17 protein-coding genes are annotated in these 15,801 nt (G+C 73.0%); 5 read left to right on the top strand and 12 right to left on the bottom strand.

Annotated elements, in window-relative coordinates:
- Positions 1 to 72: 72 nt before the first annotated feature.
- The gene (locus H7A69_RS05845) at positions 73 to 1,038 is read left to right on the top strand and encodes an NAD(P)H-quinone oxidoreductase (protein ID WP_182046190.1); all 966 of its coding nucleotides are present in this window, start codon (positions 73 to 75) and stop codon (positions 1,036 to 1,038) included.
- A 13-nt stretch (positions 1,039 to 1,051) separates the two neighbouring features.
- On the opposite strand, the gene H7A69_RS05840 is transcribed toward H7A69_RS05845, so the two are convergent.
- The 7 genes from H7A69_RS05840 to H7A69_RS05810 form a co-directional block, all read right to left on the bottom strand.
- A complete protein-coding gene (locus H7A69_RS05840; RefSeq protein WP_182046189.1) occupies positions 1,052 to 1,792 on the bottom strand; it encodes an amino acid ABC transporter ATP-binding protein in 741 nt (246 codons plus the stop codon).
- Complete coding sequence (locus H7A69_RS05835; protein ID WP_069711303.1) at positions 1,789 to 2,667, bottom strand: amino acid ABC transporter permease; 879 nt, start codon at positions 2,665 to 2,667, stop codon at positions 1,789 to 1,791. Before H7A69_RS05835 ends, H7A69_RS05840 begins: the two co-directional genes overlap by 4 nt.
- A 4-nt stretch (positions 2,668 to 2,671) precedes the next feature.
- Positions 2,672 to 3,493, bottom strand: coding sequence for an ABC transporter substrate-binding protein (locus tag H7A69_RS05830; RefSeq protein ID WP_182046188.1), 822 nt, complete (start codon positions 3,491 to 3,493; stop codon positions 2,672 to 2,674).
- 115 nt (positions 3,494 to 3,608) lie between these two features.
- A complete protein-coding gene (locus H7A69_RS05825; RefSeq protein ID WP_259346102.1) occupies positions 3,609 to 4,106 on the bottom strand; it encodes a cupin domain-containing protein in 498 nt (165 codons plus the stop codon).
- Positions 4,103 to 5,545, bottom strand: coding sequence for an amidohydrolase family protein (locus H7A69_RS05820; RefSeq protein ID WP_310648879.1), 1,443 nt, complete (start codon positions 5,543 to 5,545; stop codon positions 4,103 to 4,105). Before H7A69_RS05820 ends, H7A69_RS05825 begins: the two co-directional genes overlap by 4 nt.
- A complete protein-coding gene (locus tag H7A69_RS05815; protein ID WP_182046187.1) occupies positions 5,542 to 7,239 on the bottom strand; it encodes an adenosylhomocysteinase in 1,698 nt (565 codons plus the stop codon). The genes H7A69_RS05820 and H7A69_RS05815 overlap by 4 nt, the downstream gene beginning before the upstream one ends.
- 76 nt (positions 7,240 to 7,315) lie before the next feature.
- Positions 7,316 to 8,263, bottom strand: coding sequence for a PrsW family intramembrane metalloprotease (locus H7A69_RS05810; RefSeq protein WP_182046186.1), 948 nt, complete (start codon positions 8,261 to 8,263; stop codon positions 7,316 to 7,318).
- 74 nt (positions 8,264 to 8,337) lie between these two features.
- On the opposite strand from H7A69_RS05810, the gene H7A69_RS05805 reads away from it, so the two are divergent.
- The 3 genes from H7A69_RS05805 (at position 8,338) to H7A69_RS05795 (ending at position 9,553) form a co-directional block, all read left to right on the top strand.
- On the top strand, positions 8,338 to 8,601 hold the full coding sequence (locus H7A69_RS05805) for a glutaredoxin family protein (RefSeq protein WP_182046185.1): 264 nt from the start codon (positions 8,338 to 8,340) through the stop codon (positions 8,599 to 8,601).
- Positions 8,602 to 8,738: 137 nt separating this feature from the next.
- Positions 8,739 to 9,014 carry a GlsB/YeaQ/YmgE family stress response membrane protein gene (locus H7A69_RS05800; RefSeq protein WP_069711455.1) on the top strand — a complete coding sequence of 92 codons (276 nt, stop codon included), beginning with the start codon at positions 8,739 to 8,741 and terminating at the stop codon, positions 9,012 to 9,014.
- A gap of 137 nt (positions 9,015 to 9,151) precedes the next feature.
- Positions 9,152 to 9,553, top strand: a complete 402-nt coding sequence (locus H7A69_RS05795) for a hypothetical protein (protein ID WP_141718792.1) — start codon at positions 9,152 to 9,154, stop codon at positions 9,551 to 9,553.
- A gap of 102 nt (positions 9,554 to 9,655) precedes the next feature.
- On the opposite strand, the gene H7A69_RS05790 is transcribed toward H7A69_RS05795, so the two are convergent.
- The 4 genes from H7A69_RS05790 to H7A69_RS05775 form a co-directional block, all read right to left on the bottom strand.
- Positions 9,656 to 11,104 (bottom strand): flotillin family protein, encoded by a 1,449-nt coding sequence (locus H7A69_RS05790; RefSeq protein ID WP_182046184.1) that lies wholly within the window; start codon positions 11,102 to 11,104, stop codon positions 9,656 to 9,658.
- A gap of 205 nt (positions 11,105 to 11,309) precedes the next feature.
- The gene (nadE, locus tag H7A69_RS05785; RefSeq protein ID WP_182046183.1) at positions 11,310 to 12,137 is read right to left on the bottom strand and encodes an ammonia-dependent NAD(+) synthetase; all 828 of its coding nucleotides are present in this window, start codon (positions 12,135 to 12,137) and stop codon (positions 11,310 to 11,312) included.
- Positions 12,138 to 12,227: 90 nt separating this feature from the next.
- Positions 12,228 to 12,392 (bottom strand): hypothetical protein, encoded by a 165-nt coding sequence (locus H7A69_RS05780; protein ID WP_182046182.1) that lies wholly within the window; start codon positions 12,390 to 12,392, stop codon positions 12,228 to 12,230.
- A 147-nt stretch (positions 12,393 to 12,539) separates the two neighbouring features.
- Positions 12,540 to 12,707, bottom strand: a complete 168-nt coding sequence (locus H7A69_RS05775) for a hypothetical protein (RefSeq protein WP_182046181.1) — start codon at positions 12,705 to 12,707, stop codon at positions 12,540 to 12,542.
- A gap of 394 nt (positions 12,708 to 13,101) precedes the next feature.
- On the opposite strand from H7A69_RS05775, the gene H7A69_RS05770 reads away from it, so the two are divergent.
- Complete coding sequence (locus H7A69_RS05770) at positions 13,102 to 14,238, top strand: AI-2E family transporter (RefSeq protein WP_182046180.1); 1,137 nt, start codon at positions 13,102 to 13,104, stop codon at positions 14,236 to 14,238.
- Between the two features lie 71 nt (positions 14,239 to 14,309).
- Here H7A69_RS05770 and argG read toward each other — a convergent pair whose 3' ends face one another.
- Positions 14,310 to 15,749, bottom strand: coding sequence for an argininosuccinate synthase (gene argG / locus H7A69_RS05765; protein ID WP_069713331.1), 1,440 nt, complete (start codon positions 15,747 to 15,749; stop codon positions 14,310 to 14,312).
- Positions 15,750 to 15,801: the final 52 nt, after the last annotated feature.

Raw genomic sequence — 15,801 nt, 5'->3', positions numbered from 1 at the left:
CCTGACCCCTCCGCGGCGGGCCGGACGCCGGTCGTCTGCGTCCGGTCCTCCGCGGCGCGTACGGTCGAGGGCATGCAGGCGATCACGGCACACGACGGCGGACTCCGACTCGACGACCACGCGGACCCGGTGGCCGGGCCCGGCGAGGTCCTGGTGGAGGTCGCCGGCGCCGGCGTCAACAACGCGGACCTGCAGCAGGTCGCCGGCAACTACCCGCCGCCGCCCGGTGCCTCCGAGGTCCTCGGCCTCGAGGTCTCCGGCACCGTCCGCGCGCTCGGCGACGGCGTCGACGGCTTCGCCGTGGGCGACCGGGTCTGCGCCCTGCTCTCCGGCGGCGGCTACGCGACGCTCGTGGCGGTCCCCGCGGCGCAGGTGCTGCCCGTGCCCGACGGCGTCGACCTCGTCGAGGCCGCCGGTCTGCCCGAAGCGGCGTGCACGGTGTACTCGAACGTGGGGATGATCGCGGGCCTCCGAGCGGGGCAGACGCTCCTGGTGCACGGCGGCACCGGCGGCATGGGCTCGCACGCGGTGGTCTGGGCGAAGGCGCTCGGTGCGCGGGTGATCGCGACGAGCGGCGGGGAGCGGAAGGTCCGGGCGTCGCAGGAGCTCGGCGCCGACCTGGTCGTCGACCACCGCACCGAGGACTTCGTCGAGCGCGCCCTGGCGTTCACCGACGGCCGCGGGGTCGACGTCGTGCTCGACGTGGTCGGCGCGGACTACCTGGCGAAGCACCTCGAGGTGCTCGCCCCGAACGGGCACATCGCCGTGATCGCCGCGGGCAGCGGCCAGAAGGGCGAGCTCGACTTCGGCGCAATGATGCGCAAGCGCGCGACGATCAGCGCGACCACCCTGCGCGCCCGGCCGGCGGACGAGAAGGCCGCGATCGTCGCCGCCGTGCGCGAGCACGTGTGGCCGCTCGTCGCCGACGGCAGCGTCCGTCCGGTCGTCGACTCGGTCCTGCCCCTGGCCGAGGCAGCCGAGGCCCACCGCCGGGTCCGTGACGGCGAGGTCATCGGCAAGGTGCTGCTGACGCCGTAGCCCGGGCGCGGGATCAGGCGTGCACGCGGGACAGGAACGCGACGAGCGCCGGGTGCTGCGGTCGGTCGAGCACGTCCGCCGGGGCGCCCTGCTCGACCACCTCGCCCTCGTGCAGGAACACGATCCGATCGGCGACGTTCCGCGCGAAGGCCATCTCGTGCGTCGTCATGAGGATCGTCGCCCCCTGCTCCTTGAGCTCCCGCACGAGGTCGAGCACCTCGCCGACCAGCTGCGGGTCGAGCGCGCTCGTCACCTCGTCGAGGAGCAGCAGCTCCGGCGACGTCGCGATCGCGCGCACCACGGCGACGCGCTGCTGCTGGCCGCCGGAGAGCCGGTCCGGGTACGCCCCGGCGAAGTCACCCAGGCCGATCCGGTCGAGCAGCCGTCGGGCGGTCGCCTCGGCCTCGGCCTTCGCGATGCCGTGCACCCGCCGCGACGCGAGGGTCACGTTGTCGAGCACGGTCATGTGCGGGAACAGGTTGAACTGCTGGAACACGACGCCGATCCGCGCGCGGGTGGCGTCCACGTCGATGCGCGGGTCGGCGATGTCGGTGCCCTGCAGCAGGACCTCGCCGTCGTCGATGCCCTCGAGCAGGTTGACGGTCTTCAGGAGCGTCGACTTGCCGGAGCCGGAGGCGCCGATGACGCAGATCACCTCGTGCCGGTGCACGGTCAGGTCGATCCCGCGCAGGACCTCGTGCTCGCCGAACGCCTTGCGCAGGCCGCGCAGTTCCAGCACCACCGGCTCGCTCACACCGTCCCCCCGATCTGCTCGCGCTGCTGCTGCCGCCGTGCGATCGCGTCCGTCACGCGGATGAGCGGCAGGCTGATCACGACGAACAGCAGCCCCGCGACGAGGTACGGCGTGAAGTTGTAGGTCTCGGCCTGCGCGATCTGGGCGCTCCGGACCGCGTCGACGGCACCGAGGATCGACACGAGCCCGACGTCCTTCTGCATGGACACGAAGTCGTTCATGAGCGCGGGCGTGACCTTCCGGACCGCCTGCGGCAGGACGACCAGGCGCAACGTCCCCGCGTGCGAGAGCCCGAGCGACCGCGCGGCGAGGCGCTGGGAGGGGTGCACCGCCTCCATCCCGGCGCGGAGCACCTCGGCGACGTAGGACGAGTACGTCAGCACGATCGCGATGGTGCCCCAGACCTCCGGGGGCTGGCGCGGGAAGATGCCGAGGCCCGGGACGCCGAACCCGACCAGGTACAGCACGATGATGAGCGGGAGCCCGCGGAACAGGTCGGTGTACGCCGTGGCGAGCATCCGCAGCGGGAAGAACACCGGGTTGCGCAGCCCCCGCACCACGGCGAGCAGGGTGCCGAGCACCGCGACGCCGATCGCGCTGAAGAACAGGATCCGGACGTTGAGCCACAGGCCGAGCAGGACGTCCGGGAAGGTGTCGATCGCGGTCTGCGGGTCGAAGAACGACTGCTGGACCGCGGCCCACCCCGGCGTGTTCACGACACCGAGCCACACCACCACGACGACGACGAGCGTCGAGACGACCGACACCACGACCGAGCGACGGCCACGCTGCCGGCGGTAGAGCCGACGCTCGGCCTCGACCGGGCTCGGCGCGGGGGCGGCGACCGGGGTGCCGGCGCCTGCTGGGGCGGTCACGCGACTACTTCAGCACGGGGGTGTTCGTCGCCGAGGAGAGCCACTTCGTCTGCAGCTGCTCGAGCGTGCCGTCCTTGCGCAGCGCGGCGAGGGCGTCGTCGACCTTGCTCGTCAGCGCCGAGCCCTTCGGCAGCACGAAGCCGAACTGGTCGCCCGAGCCGTCCTCGGGGAACTGCGCCGAGACCGTGCCGTCGTCGAGCTGCGCGGCGGCCATGTAGAAGGCGGTGGGCAGGTCGGTGACGATGGCGTCGATCTGGCCGGACTTGAGCGCCAGGACGGCGTCGTCGTTCGAGTTGAACACCTGCGGAGTGACGCCGAGGACGTCCTTCACGCTGCTGATGCTCGTCGAACCGGACGCAACGCCGATGGTGTCGCCCTTCAGCGCGGCGACGGTCGTGTCGTCGATCGCCTTCGACGACTTCGTGGTCACCACGGCCTGGGTCGTCGTGTAGTACGCCGACGACATGTCGACGGCCTTCTTGCGTTTCGCGTCGATCGAGAACTGCTGGACGTTGAGGTCCCAGTCCTTCGGGCCGGGCGCGATGGCGCTGTCGAACGTGCTGCGCTTCCAGACCACGTCGGACTTCGCGTAGCCCATCTCCTCCGCCACGGCGTACGCCACGGCGGACTCGAAGCCCTTGCCGGACTGCGGCGCGTCGTCCTCGACCCAGGGCGAGTACGCCGGCTGGCCGGTGGCGATGGTGAGCTTGCCGTCGGTGACGGTGTCGCCGCCGCTGCCGCTGCCACCGGCGGAGCATGCGGCGAGCGCGAGGGCGGCGACCGCGGCGGTCGCGACGGCGAGGGAGAGACGGCGGGTGCAGGTCACGGGCGGGCCTTCGTCAGGAGGGGCGGGGGCAGGACGCAGTGTACCGGCGAGTGGGATACCAGCGCGAAGGCGACGACCGCTCGTGACGCCGGGAGGACGGCACCGCCGGCGCGGCTCACTCCGCCATCGTGAAGTCGTCGAACGAGAAGCCCGGCGAGACCAGGCAGCTGAGGAGCACCTCGCCCTCGCCCGGGAGCGTCCGCTGCCAGACGCCGCCGCGGACGAACGCCTGTGCGTCGTGCACCCGGTGCCGGCCGGCGTCGGGTCCGAGGGTGATGCGGTCGCCCGGCTCCGGCTGGTCGCCGGACCCGCCGAGCTCGAGCACGACGGTGTCCGGACCGTGCCACATCCAGATCTCGTCGCTCGTCACCCGGTGCCAGGCCGAGGCCTCGCCCGGGGGCAGCAGGAAGTGGATGAGCGTCGCGGCGGGACGCTCGCCCGCGGGGGTCTCGACGGTCGCCGGCGAGGTCCAGGTGCGGGCGTACCAGCCACCCTCCGGGTGCGGGTCCATGCCGAGGGCGACGGCCCGCTGCGGCACGTCGAGCCACTCGATCAGCTCACCGGTGACGGTGCGGCGGGCGACCATGCCGGGGCGGGGTGCGGTGTCGGTCATCGTTCCTCCAGGGGACGGGTGGGGGCGGGGTGCATCGGGTGGGCTGCGGTCGGAGGGACCGCGCCGGCGGTGGGGTGGACGACGCCGTCCGTCGCGCGGACCGCGCCGCGCACGACCGTCGCGACGGCCCGACCGGCTCCGTCCTCGACGAGTTCGGCCAGGGCGTCCGGCACGGTTCGCGCGTCGACGTCGAAGACCGCGAGGTCGGCACGGGCACCGACCGCCAGGTGCCCGACCCGGTCCGGTCCGACCGCCGTGCCCATGGCGTGCGCGCCGCCGAGCGTGACGGCCGCGAGCAGCCGTTCGTGCAGGTCGCGGTGGCCGTAGCCCTGCGCGCGGGCGATCCGGTGCAGCGCGGTGACGTCCGCCATCGGGTCGAGTGAGGGCGAGGACGACAGCGAGTCCGTGCCGACGGCGATCGGGCTGCCCTCGCGCAGGTAGTCGGCGACCGGCGGCGGGTCGAGGCCGATCACCGCGTTCGACCGCGGGCAGAGCGCGACCGTCGTGCCGCGTGCACGGAGCAGTGCCCGGTCCGATGCGGTCACGTACACGCCGTGCGCGATGTGGCAGTCGGGGCCGAGGACGCCCAGCCGGTCGACGAACGCGGTGGCGCTCGCCCCGAAGCCGAGCGCACGCATCGCCCGGAAGGACGGCACGTTCGCCAGGTGCCAGTCGGCGGTGTGCCAGTCCGCGGAGCGCGCGACGCCGTCGACCCCCTCGAGCCCGGGGACGGGTCCGAGGGCGATCCGCTCCCCCTCGAAGGCGGCCTCACCGAGGTGCAGGTGCAGGCGGAGGCCCCGCTGGCGCACGATGTCCGGCAGCTCGAGGAGCGGTGCCACGTCGAGCGAGTACGGCGCGTGCGGGGACAGTCCCGCGCCGGGCGTGGTCGGGATGCGTGCGAGCTCGTCGAGGACCTGGTCGCGCCCGCGGGACTCCCATGCGGCGTTCTCCCAGTCCATCACCTCCCAGTACGCGATCCCGCCCAGGCCGTGCTGCTCGAGGACGTCCGCGGCCTCGATGTCGGTGACGACGTCCGCGACGCTGGTGACCCCGGCCGCCAGCGAGGCGACCGCTCCGGCCGACGCCTCCGCGCGCCAGTCGTGCGGGAGCGCGTAGTCCTCGTTGAACGCGGCCGCCCAGGCCTCGAAGCCGGCGTACTGCCGCTGCCCGACACCGGACATGCCGGTGTACTGCAGGTGCGTGTGCGCGTTGACCAGGCCCGGCAGGAGGGCGCCCCGCCACCGCCGTTCCGACCACGGTCGCCCGACCGAGTCGAGCTGGTCGACGACCCACGAGCGGTCGCCGACGTGCAGGATGCGGCCGTCCTGCACCGCGACCGCGCCGTCCGCGATCGGCGGCGCGGTCATCGGGACGACGACGCGCGCCGAGTGCACCACGACGGGTGCCGTGGTCGCGCGCACGACGGAGGCTGCGCTCACGAAGGGTCCCCGAAACGGTGCGTCCGGACGTCGGGCTCGCGGTCGGTGGGCTGCGCGGCGAGTTGCGCGGCCAGCCGGACGGGAGGCGCGTGGCGGCTCCCCCATGCGGCGAGCGCCGCACGGGCGGTTGCCTCGTCCACCGAGGGGTCGACCGGCACGACGGCCCGCTCGAGCTCGTCGCCGCGCTCCAGGAGCATCCGCACCGCGCCGAGCTGCACGGCGAACGACAGGTCCATGACCTCGACGGGGTTGCCCTCGGCGGCGCTGGTGTTCACGCCGTTGCCGCCGGCGAGCACCACCACCTGGTGCCCGTCCGGCCAGGTGAGCCGTTCCGCGTGCGGGGCCTCGGCCGCCCGGACCGCACCCGCGGTCGCCGCGTCGACGAGGGCCACCTCGTGGTCCACGCCGCCCGCGACCGACACGACCGCACCGGCGGCGCACGCACGGAGCACCGCGTGGTCGATCGTGTCCGGCACGCCCGAGGCGCTCACCACGAGGTCCGCCCCGCGCACGGCGTCGACCAGCGGCGCGACGGCGTGCCCGGCGAGCCGTGCCTGCAGGGCACGCACCGGGTCGACGTCGGCGACCGTCACCCGGAGACCCAGCCCCGCGAGCACCTGGGCGACCCCCTCGCCGACCGGACCGTACCCGGCGACGACGGCGGCGCCTCCCGGCCGGACGCGGTGGGCACCGGACGGGAGCCCGTCGACCAGGTCGAGCGTCGCGAACACCGTCGACTGCCCGGTGCCGTACCGGTTGTCCGGGACGGTCTTGGTGCGGGCGTCGTTGACCGCGACGACCGGGATCCCCAGCGTGCCGCGTTCCGCCATCACCCGCAGGGGGCGGAGGCCGCTCGTCGTCTCCTCCGCCGCGCCGAGCATCGTCGGCAGCAGGTCCGGCCGCTCCTGGTGCGCGAGCCGGATCAGGTGGGACCCGTCGTCGAGCAGCACGTGCGGCCGGGTGTCGAGCGCGGCGAGCGCGAGCGCACGCTGCTCGGCGAGCGACGCGGTGCTGCTCGCGTGCACGGGCAGGCCGGCCTCGCGGAGCACCGCGGCGACGGCGTCGTCGGTCTCGTCCGCGTGGGCGTAGACGACCACGTCGGCGCCCGCGTCGCGGAGCAGCAGGCTGAGCACCGCGGTCTTCGGCTCGAGCACCATCGCGACGACGACCCGGGTCCCGCGGAGCAGACCGTCGTCGCGGAGGTCGGCGGCCAGGGCACGGGAGACCGGCATGGACCGACGGGCCCAGCGGATCCGGGCGGCCGCGGCGGGGTCGTGCTCCGGCTCCCTGCCCGTCGAGACGAGGAAGACGTCGTCGGACAGCGCCGGGACGGCGAGGACCCCGGGGCGGGCCGGGGCGACCGGGCCGAAGGCGTCCTCGTCGACGGCCGGGGCGTACCGACCGGCGTCGACGACGACGAGGGTGGCGCCGCGGGGCCGGTCGGCCGCACGTTCGACGGCCGCGGTCGACTCGTCCGGGTCGCCGAGGCACCAGAGCTGGTCGACCGGCTCGTCGTCCGCTGCGACGCGGGCGCCGAGGGCCGTCAGCAGCCCGGCGAGCGCCGCGGCGTCGCGCGGGTCGCCACCGAGGACCCGGACGGCGCGGCCGGCGAGGAGCAGGTTCGTCGCGGCGGCGCAACGACGGACGGCGGCGGAGGCCCAGACGGCCCGCTCGGGGTCGGGTCGCTGCGGCATGGGGCAATCGTAGGGCGCGCGGCGGTCGGGTCGGTGCCGTGGCGGTGCTGGCCGGTTCCACGGCGGGGTCGGGTGGTCAGGGGGCGTGCGGTGGCGGGGTCGTCGCCCAGACCGGGGCGTCGGTGGTCCGCGCGTCCAATCGGGCACGGTCGACGCGGCGGTGGTGGAGCAGGACCCCGACGAGGACCACGACGCCGACGGCCGTCACCACGAGCAGCCCGACGACGTACAGCGTCGTCGCGACGCCGGCGAGCCCCGGCGGCACCGATCCCGAGGCCGCCGCGGAGAACGGCGTCCCCGTGAGCACGAACGCAAGCACGGTCGACAGCGTCCCGTTGCTGTCCCACAGGCCGTGCAGCACCGCGGAGACGACGTAGGCGACCGGGATCCACCACGACCACCGGAACCGGGCACCGCCGCGGGCGGCACCGAACAGGACGGCGCCGATGATCGCCGTCCAGAGCACGTGCCCCACGGGCGAGAGCACGGCGCGGACCACCTCGGTCTGCAGCAGCGAGACGAGGTCGATGCCGCGCTGGGTGATCGCCGCGTTGAAGGCGTACCCGGCGGACTCGAACGCGGCGAAGCCGGCACCGATCGTCGCGCCGAGCAGGGCGCCCTGGCGCGCGGACTTCGGTCGCACCCGCCAGCCGACGACGAGCAGCAGCACGGCCTTGACGAACTCCTCGACGAACCCGACCACGACGTAGATGAACGCGTCCTGGCGCAGGTCGGCCTCGAGCAGGGACGCCCCGAGCACGCCGAGGATCCCGCCCACGAAGAACGCCGTGACGAGCTGCAGCGTGCTCACCGTGCCGGTCACCCGCTCGATGACGAAGAGCACCACCGTGAACGGCACCAGGAAGCTGCCGAGCAGGATGATCGTCGGCACGAGGTTCGTGTTGCTCGTGACGACGGTGACGACGATCGTCACCACCCAGAGCAGGAACCCGGCGAGCAGGGTCTTCCACCACCAGCCGTGGCGGTGGTGCGGGTGGACGGCGCCGTCCGGGATCGCGGTCATGGCGCCATCGTGCTCCCCGCCACGGCTGCCCGGTGCGGGGAATGTCCGTTCCCGGCCGGACGTACTGTTGGGACATGACCGACGCGACGTACGACAAGGTGACCATGTTCGGTGCGGACTGGTGCCGCGACTGCCGACGCTCGAAGGCGCTGCTCGACCGGCTCGGCGTGGACCACGACTACGTCGACGTCGAGGCGGACCCGTCCGCGGCGGACCGTGCGGAGGCGATCAGCGGACGCAAGAACATCCCCGTGGTGGTCCTGCCGGACGGCCGGCACCTCGTCGAGCCCTCGGACGCCGAACTGCAGGCCGCACTGACGGCCAGCGGCGTCGTCTGACGGGTCCGGTCCGGCGCCCGGGACCTGAACCTCCGCGCAGGCTGGGTACGTGCTGAGGGAAGCCGGTGTTCACTCGGGCACCGACCACGATCGCGGGCACCCCTGACCGCGGCAAGGTCCGACCCCAGGAGGACACCGTGCTCGGTCTCATCATCAGCCTCATCATCATCGGCCTCATCGCGGGTGCCCTCGCGCGGCTGATCATCCCCGGCAAGCAGCAGATGTCGATCCTCATGACGATCGTCCTCGGCATCGTCGGTTCGTTCGTCGGCGGGTTCCTCGGCTTCCTGATCTTCCAGCACGACCCGATGGACGGCTTCTTCCAGCCGGCCGGCATCATCGGCTCGATCATCGGTGCCGTCATCGTCCTGTTCCTCTACACGCGCTTCGCCGGGCGGGGCGCGCGCCGCTGACGCAGCCTCCCGCACCGCTGACACCCCGGGACCGCACGACGCGGGCCCGGGGTGTCGTCGTCGTACCGCAAGGCTCGGCGCACCCGGGTCGCACGCGATGCCGGGGGACCCAGGGTGCAGCGCGTACCGTCCCCGCCATGACCGACGACACCGAACGCTCCCGCCCCGAGGACGACGCTGCACGACTCGGACTCGTCGTGGTCGGCGAGGCCGCTGCCCTGCACGCCGGGGACGACGCCGCGCTGGACGCCAGCGAGGCGAACATCCGCGACACCGTCGACAGCATGGTCGACGAACCCCTCACCCCGCGGCAGGAGGAGGTGGTGGAGCGGCTCGCCGCCGCCGGTGGCACGCTCACCGCCGGACTGAGCGGCGCACTCGCGGCGAAGACGGGCGGCAGCGTCGAGGACGTCCTCGGCGGTGCTGCGCGCAGCGTCGTGTGGCAGCAGCGGCTGGCGGCGGAGCGCGACGGGCTCGGCGAGCGCGAGGACGCCGGCGGCCAGCAGCGTCGCAACGAGGACGGCAGCGAGCAGGACTGACCGACACCGGGACCGTCCCACGGCGGGACCATCCGGACGGACGACGACGGGCGCGGCGGGGAGCATCCCGCCGCGCCCGTCGTGACGTGCCCGGTCGTCCGATCAGTCCGCGGTCGCGGTCTCCTGCTCACGGACGACGGCACGCGCCGCGGCCTGGCCGGTCGTGGTGCTCTTGACGATGTCGCTCAGCGTGAACCCGGCCGTGGTCCCGAGCAGCGCGTCGACCTCGCTGAACTGGCTCACGACGCTCTTGGACAGGGCACCGGCGCCGTCCGAGGACACCACGGTGAGCTTGTCGATGTTCCCCATCGGGGCGGCGAGCTCGCGGGCGATGCTCGGCAGCGTCTCGATGGCCTTGACGCGGAGGACGGCCTCGGAGTGCTGCGCGAGTGCGTCCGCCTGGGCCTTCGTCGCGTCGGCCTCGGCCTGGCCCTTGGCGCGGATCGCGTCGGCGGCGGCCTCGCCCTCGGCACGGGAGGCGTCGGCCGCCAGCTTGCGGGCAGCGGCCTCGGCCTGCGCCTCGGCGGCGACGGCCTCGGCCGAGATGCGGCGGGCCTCGGCCTGGGCGCGGGCGGTCTCGACCTGTGCGGCCGCGGCGGCCTCGGCCTCGACCCGGGTCTTCCGTGCGTTCGCCTCGGCCACGGCGGAGACCTCGGACTCGAGCTCGGCTCGACGGAGCTCGGCTCGCTTCTGCGCGGTGATCTGCTCCTGCTCGACGACGCCCTGGGACGCCCGTGCCTGGGCGAGCGGGCCGGCGGCAGCGGCCTCGGCGGAGGCACGGTCGGCGTCGAGCTGCAGCGCGGCACGACGGATGGCGAGGGTGTTCTCGGCCTCGGCGATCGCCTGGTCCGCGGTGGCCCGGGCCTCACGTGCCTCGCGGTCGGCCTGCGCCTCGGCGTTCTCGGCCTCGAGCCGCACGCGGGCACGCTCGGCCCGACCGAGGTCGCTGATGTAGTCGTTGCGGTCGGAGATGCCCTTGATCTCGAACGAGTCGACGTCGAGCCCCTGGCTGTGCAGGGCGTCCTTCGCAACGTCGAGCACCGCGACCGTGAGCTGGTCGCGGTTGCGGATGATCGTCGACACGTCGGTGGCACCGATCGAGGCGCGGAGCGATCCGGAGAGGACCTCCCGTGCGAAGTCGTCGATCTTCTTCTCCTGGCCGAGGAAGCGCTGCGCCGCCGCGCGGATCGACGCGTCGGCCTCGCCCACCTTGACGAGCGCCACGGCCTCGACGTCGATCGTGACGCCGCGGGAGTCCTGGGCGTTCACGTTGATGTCGATCGCCCGCGAGGACAGCGAGATCTTCGCCACCCGCTCGAAGAACGGCCGGACGAGCACACCCGCGCCGAGCACGACCTTGATGCCGGACTCCACCGTCTCGGTGCCGTCCGGGTTCTTGACCTTGCGGGACCGCTTGCCGGTGATGATGAGCGCCTCGTCCGCACCGGCGTTGCGGTAGACGAGCTTGGCGTACACGAGCACGATGACGGCGAGGACGACGATCCCCACGATGACGAGCGGGACGGCGCCGAGCGCGAGCAGGACTTCCATGGTGATTCCCCCGAGCGGGCCCGCCACGGTCGGTCGTGACCGGGATTCCGCATCTGTTGTTCCGTTGCGCCCATCCTAGGAGCGCGGCGCGGTGCCGCGGCAGCCCCGGGACGGGGGCTGTGGAGAACCCCGCCGGACACGACGGGAGGCGCGGTGCAGGTCGGGACCTGCACCGCGCCTCCCGTCCGGTGGTCGCGTCGGGTGCCTACGCGCCCTGCTGCCACCATTCGTCGAAGGGCGTCGCGGGGACGCGACGCTTGTGCTCGGTCGCGCGGTAGCGCGTCTCGATCGCCTCGGCGACCTCGTCCGGCACGTCGTGCCCCTGCAGGTACGCGTCGATCTCGAGGTAGGTGAGCCCGAGGTTCGCTTCGTCCGTCTGACCGGGCAGGTCGTCGAGCAGGTCCGCGGTGGGTGCCTTCTCGTAGAGGCGGGCCGGAGCACCGAGGTGCTCGAGCAGCTGCCGGCCCTGCGTCTTCGTGAGGCCGGTGAGCGGCGTGAGGTCCACGCCGCCGTCGCCGTACTTCGTGAAGAAGCCCGTCACGGCCTCGGCCGCGTGGTCCGTCCCCACGACGAGGAGCCCGAGCTGCCCCGCGACCGCGTACTGCGCGACCATCCGCGTCCGCGCCTTGACGTTCCCCTTGACGAAGTCGCTCAGCTCGACGCCCGACGCCGCCGTGTCCTGCACGACCCCGTCGACGCCGTGCTCGATGTTGACGACGATGCCCGGCTCGGCGGCGATGAACTGCAGGGCGAGCTGCGCGTCGTCCTCGTCCGCCTGCACCCGGTACGGCATCCGCACGGTGACGAAGCGGACGTCGTGCCCCTCGGCCCGGAGGGACTCGGTGGCGAGCTGCACGAGGCGCCCGGCGAGCGTCGAGTCCTGGCCGCCGCTCACGGCGAGGACGTAGCCCTTCGCACCGGTGGTGGTCAGGTAGTCACGGAGGAACCCGACGCGTCGGGCGACCTCCTGCTCCGGGTCGATGGTCGGCTGGACGTCGAGGTCCGCGGCGATGGTGGCTTGGAGTTCACGCACGCGACCAGTATCGCGCGCCGTCCCCACCCGCGCCCGGATTCACCGCGGGCACCCGGCTCCCGTTCACCGGGCCGACTCGTCCGGCCGGACTCAGCCGATCGTCGGGGCGACGTGCCGGATCGTGTTGTCGTGGTCCGCCCCGATCGCGCACGTGCAGACGACCCGCAGGGTCTCGTCGGTGCGGCTCAACCGGAACCGCTCGACGTGCGGCGGTCCGATGTGACGGTCGAACGGATGGGTGTCGTGGTCGTGCACGTCGGGTCCTCCCTGATCCGGACTCCGCTGGTGAGGCGGAGGAGGGCTCCTGGGAGCCCTTGCCGAGATTCTCCACGTGGGCCACACCGCGCCGCGATACCCCTGTCCGGGGGTCCCGTAGCCGCGGCGGTCAGACCTGCTCGGCCGTCAGACCTGCTTGCCGAGGAAGTCGGCGTAGGACGGTTCGTCGTGGTCGGCGCCCGCCGGGCCCGCGGCGTCGGAGGTACCGCCGACGCGGTCGGCGATCATCTGGGCGACCTCGTCGGGGGAACGCAGGCCGTGCCGGTGCCAGTCCTCTGCGAAGCGGGGCGTCACGAGAGCACCGACAGCGCGGTCGTGACGAAGGGGGAGGACACGGGGTAGCGGGTCTGGCCCGCGGAGAAGTCGAGGTGCGTGGAGCACGTGCAGCGCATGGCGGTCACGAGACAGCCTTCCGTCGGAGTGGTGCGCACTCCGGATCCGACCGGGCCGTCCCGCTGTGCCAGACCTCGCAGACCGCGAGGGCATCGTGACGACGGGACCCTGAAGGAGAACCCGGTTGCTCCAGGGTAGGAGTGGGTGGACCACGCGTCCACGACGATGCGTTTACCGGCGACCGCATCCGCGTGCGCCCGTCGGCTGACCGCGCTCTCCACGGGTCCGTCGGTGCCCGACCCGAGGAGCCGCGGCATCGGTAGCGTGGTGGCTCCGCACGACACCGAGGAGCCCCATGCCCCTGTTCGGCAACACCGCCGCCCCGTCCGACGCCACCCCGGGCCCCTTCGTCCGCAAGTGGACGGACGGCTTCGGCAGCCTCGCCACCCGGTGCCTGCAGGTGATCATCGTGCTGGTCATCGCGATCGGCATCGTCTACGCGGCTGCGACCCTCAGCGTCGTGACGATCCCGGTGCTCCTCGCACTCATCATCGCCTCGGCCATGCACCCCGTCGTGTCCTGGCTGCGCCGCCACAAGGTCCCGTCCGTGCTGGCGACCCTGATCGTCCTCGTCGGGGTGCTGATCGTCCTCGGGCTCGTCGGCTGGCTCATCGTCGTCGCGGTGATCTCACAGTGGCCGGACCTGCAGAAGTCCGCCGTCGAGGGCTTCGGCCAGCTGCAGGACTTCGTGGCGCACCTGCCGTTCGCGATCTCCGACCAGCAGGTCGACGAGGCCGTCAAGGGCGTCCAGGGCTTCCTGACCAGCTCGCAGTTCGGCTCCGGCGCACTGGCCGGGGCATCCGCCACCGCGAACTTCCTCACCGGCCTCGTGCTGATGATCGTGGTGCTCTTCTTCTTCCTCAAGGACGGCCCGGCGATCTGGGAGTTCCTGCTGCGCCCGTTCACCGGCGCCCGCTACGAGCGCGCCCGCCGGGTGGGTGACCGCGTCGTGCAGACCCTCGGCGGCTACGTCCGCGGGACGGCGAGCGTCGCCGCGGTGGACGCGGTCGGCATCGGCGTCGGTCTGGCGATCATCGGGGTCCCGCTGGCGCTCCCCCTGGCCGTCGTCGTGTTCATCACCGCCTTCATCCCGATCGTCGGTGCCACGGCCGCCGGGATCCTCGCCGCGCTCGTCGCGTTGGTCGCGAACGGGCCGGTCGCCGCGCTCTTCGTCGTCGGCGTCGTGGTGCTCGTGAACCAGCTCGAGGGCAACCTGCTGCAGCCGGTCCTGATGGGCAAGACGCTCAAGCTGCACGGCCTGGTCATCCTCATCGGCCTGACCGCCGGTACGGTCCTCGCCGGCATCACCGGTGCGATCATCTCGGTCCCGCTGCTCGCGGCGGCCTGGGGTGCCGTGCAGGTGTGGGACGCGCCGGGCCAGCCGGCCCTGCCCTGGCGGCAGAAGCGTCCGGAGACCGCCGAGCGGCGGTAGTCGGTCACAGCAGACGGACGGGAGGCGCGGTGCCGGCTGGCACCGCGCCTCCCGTCCGTCTGCGGTGCGGGTCAGTCCGTGCCGGAGTCGAACGCGGCACCCTCGGACGCCGCGTCGGTCGCGCGGCCGAGCGCCTCGTCCTCGCTGGAGACGATCGCTCCGCCGAGGATCTCCTCCGCCTCGCCCGACTGCAGCTCGCCGACGAGCTCGCCCGTCGCGCCGCCGATCAGCCCGGCCGCCGCGTACTGCTCGAGGCGCGAACGCGAGTCCGCGATGTCGAGGTTCCGCATGGTGAGCTGGCCGATCCGGTCGTCCGGACCGAAGGCCGCATCGCCGACGCGCTCCATCGAGAGCTTGTCGGGGTGGTACGACAGCGCCGGACCGGTCGTGTCGAGGATCGTGTAGTCGTCGCCGCGACGCAGGCGCAGCGTGACCTCGCCCGTGACGGCCGAGGCGACCCAGCGCTGCAGCGACTCGCGCAGCATGAGGGACTGCGGGTCGAGCCACCGGCCCTCGTACATCAGGCGACCGAGGCGGCGACCCTCGTTGTGGTACGCCGCGACGGTGTCCTCGTTGTGGATCGCGTTGAGCAGTCGCTCGTAGGCGATGTGGAGCAGGGCCATGCCCGGGGCCTCGTAGATACCCCGGCTCTTCGCCTCGATGATGCGGTTCTCGATCTGGTCCGACGCACCGAGGCCGTGGCGACCGCCGATCGCGTTCGCCTCGTAGACGAGGGCGACGGCGTCGGCGAACTCGGTGCCGTTGATCGCGACCGGGCGACCGGCCTCGAAGCGGACGGAGACCTCTTCCGTGGCGACCTCGACGTCGTCACGCCAGGCGGCGACGCCCATGATCGGCTCGACGATGTCCAGACCGCTCGAGAGCTCCTCGAGGCTCTTCGCCTCGTGGGTCGCACCCCAGATGTTCGCGTCGGTCGAGTAGGCCTTCTCGGTGGAGTCGCGGTACGGGAACCCGCGGGCGACGAGCCACTCGCTCATCTCCTTGCGACCGCCGAGCTCCTCGACGAACTCGGTGTCGAGCCACGGCTTGTAGACGCGCAGGCGCGGGTTCGCCATGAGGCCGTAGCGGTAGAACCGCTCGATGTCGTTGCCCTTGTAGGTGGAGCCGTCGCCCCAGATGTCGACGCCGTCCTCCTTCATGGCGCGGACGAGCATCGTGCCCGTCACCGCGCGGCCGAGGGGCGTCGTGTTGAAGTAGGTCTTGCCGCCGGAGCGGATGTGGAAGGCGCCGGTCTGCAGCGCGACGAGGCCCTCTTCCACGAGGGCGCTCTTCGCGTCGACGATGCGGGCGATCTCGGCGCCGTACTCCTTCGCGCGACCGGGGACGGCGTCGATGTCCGGCTCGTCGTACTGGCCGATGTCGGCCGTGTACGTGCAGGGCACCGCTCCCTTCTCGCGCATCCAGGCGACCGCGCAGGAGGTGTCGAGCCCTCCCGAGAACGCGATGCCGACTCGTTCGCCGACGGGGAGACTGCTCAGGACCTTGGACACGGGGTCAATCGTACGGGGCGCGCGGCCCGCGCTACCGTCCAGCGCGACGGTT

This window comes from Curtobacterium sp. ME26 (assembly GCF_903970945.1).
In the GTDB taxonomy this organism is placed as follows: domain Bacteria; phylum Actinomycetota; class Actinomycetes; order Actinomycetales; family Microbacteriaceae; genus Curtobacterium; species Curtobacterium citri.
The sequence above is the reverse complement of the archived record's forward strand: the minus strand, read 5'-3'. Positions and strand labels throughout refer to the sequence as shown.

Coding starts and splice junctions, on each gene's coding strand:
- H7A69_RS05845 (WP_182046190.1), top strand. CDS start 73: ATGCAGGCGATCACGGCACACGACGGCGGACTCCGACTCGACGACCAC.
- H7A69_RS05825 (WP_259346102.1), bottom strand. CDS start 4,106: ATGACCGACACCGCACCCCGCCCCGGCATGGTCGCCCGCCGCACCGTC.
- H7A69_RS05815 (WP_182046187.1), bottom strand. CDS start 7,239: ATGCCGCAGCGACCCGACCCCGAGCGGGCCGTCTGGGCCTCCGCCGCC.
- H7A69_RS05810 (WP_182046186.1), bottom strand. CDS start 8,263: ATGACCGCGATCCCGGACGGCGCCGTCCACCCGCACCACCGCCACGGC.
- H7A69_RS05805 (WP_182046185.1), top strand. CDS start 8,338: ATGACCGACGCGACGTACGACAAGGTGACCATGTTCGGTGCGGACTGG.
- H7A69_RS05795 (WP_141718792.1), top strand. CDS start 9,152: ATGACCGACGACACCGAACGCTCCCGCCCCGAGGACGACGCTGCACGA.
- H7A69_RS05790 (WP_182046184.1), bottom strand. CDS start 11,104: ATGGAAGTCCTGCTCGCGCTCGGCGCCGTCCCGCTCGTCATCGTGGGG.
- H7A69_RS05770 (WP_182046180.1), top strand. CDS start 13,102: ATGCCCCTGTTCGGCAACACCGCCGCCCCGTCCGACGCCACCCCGGGC.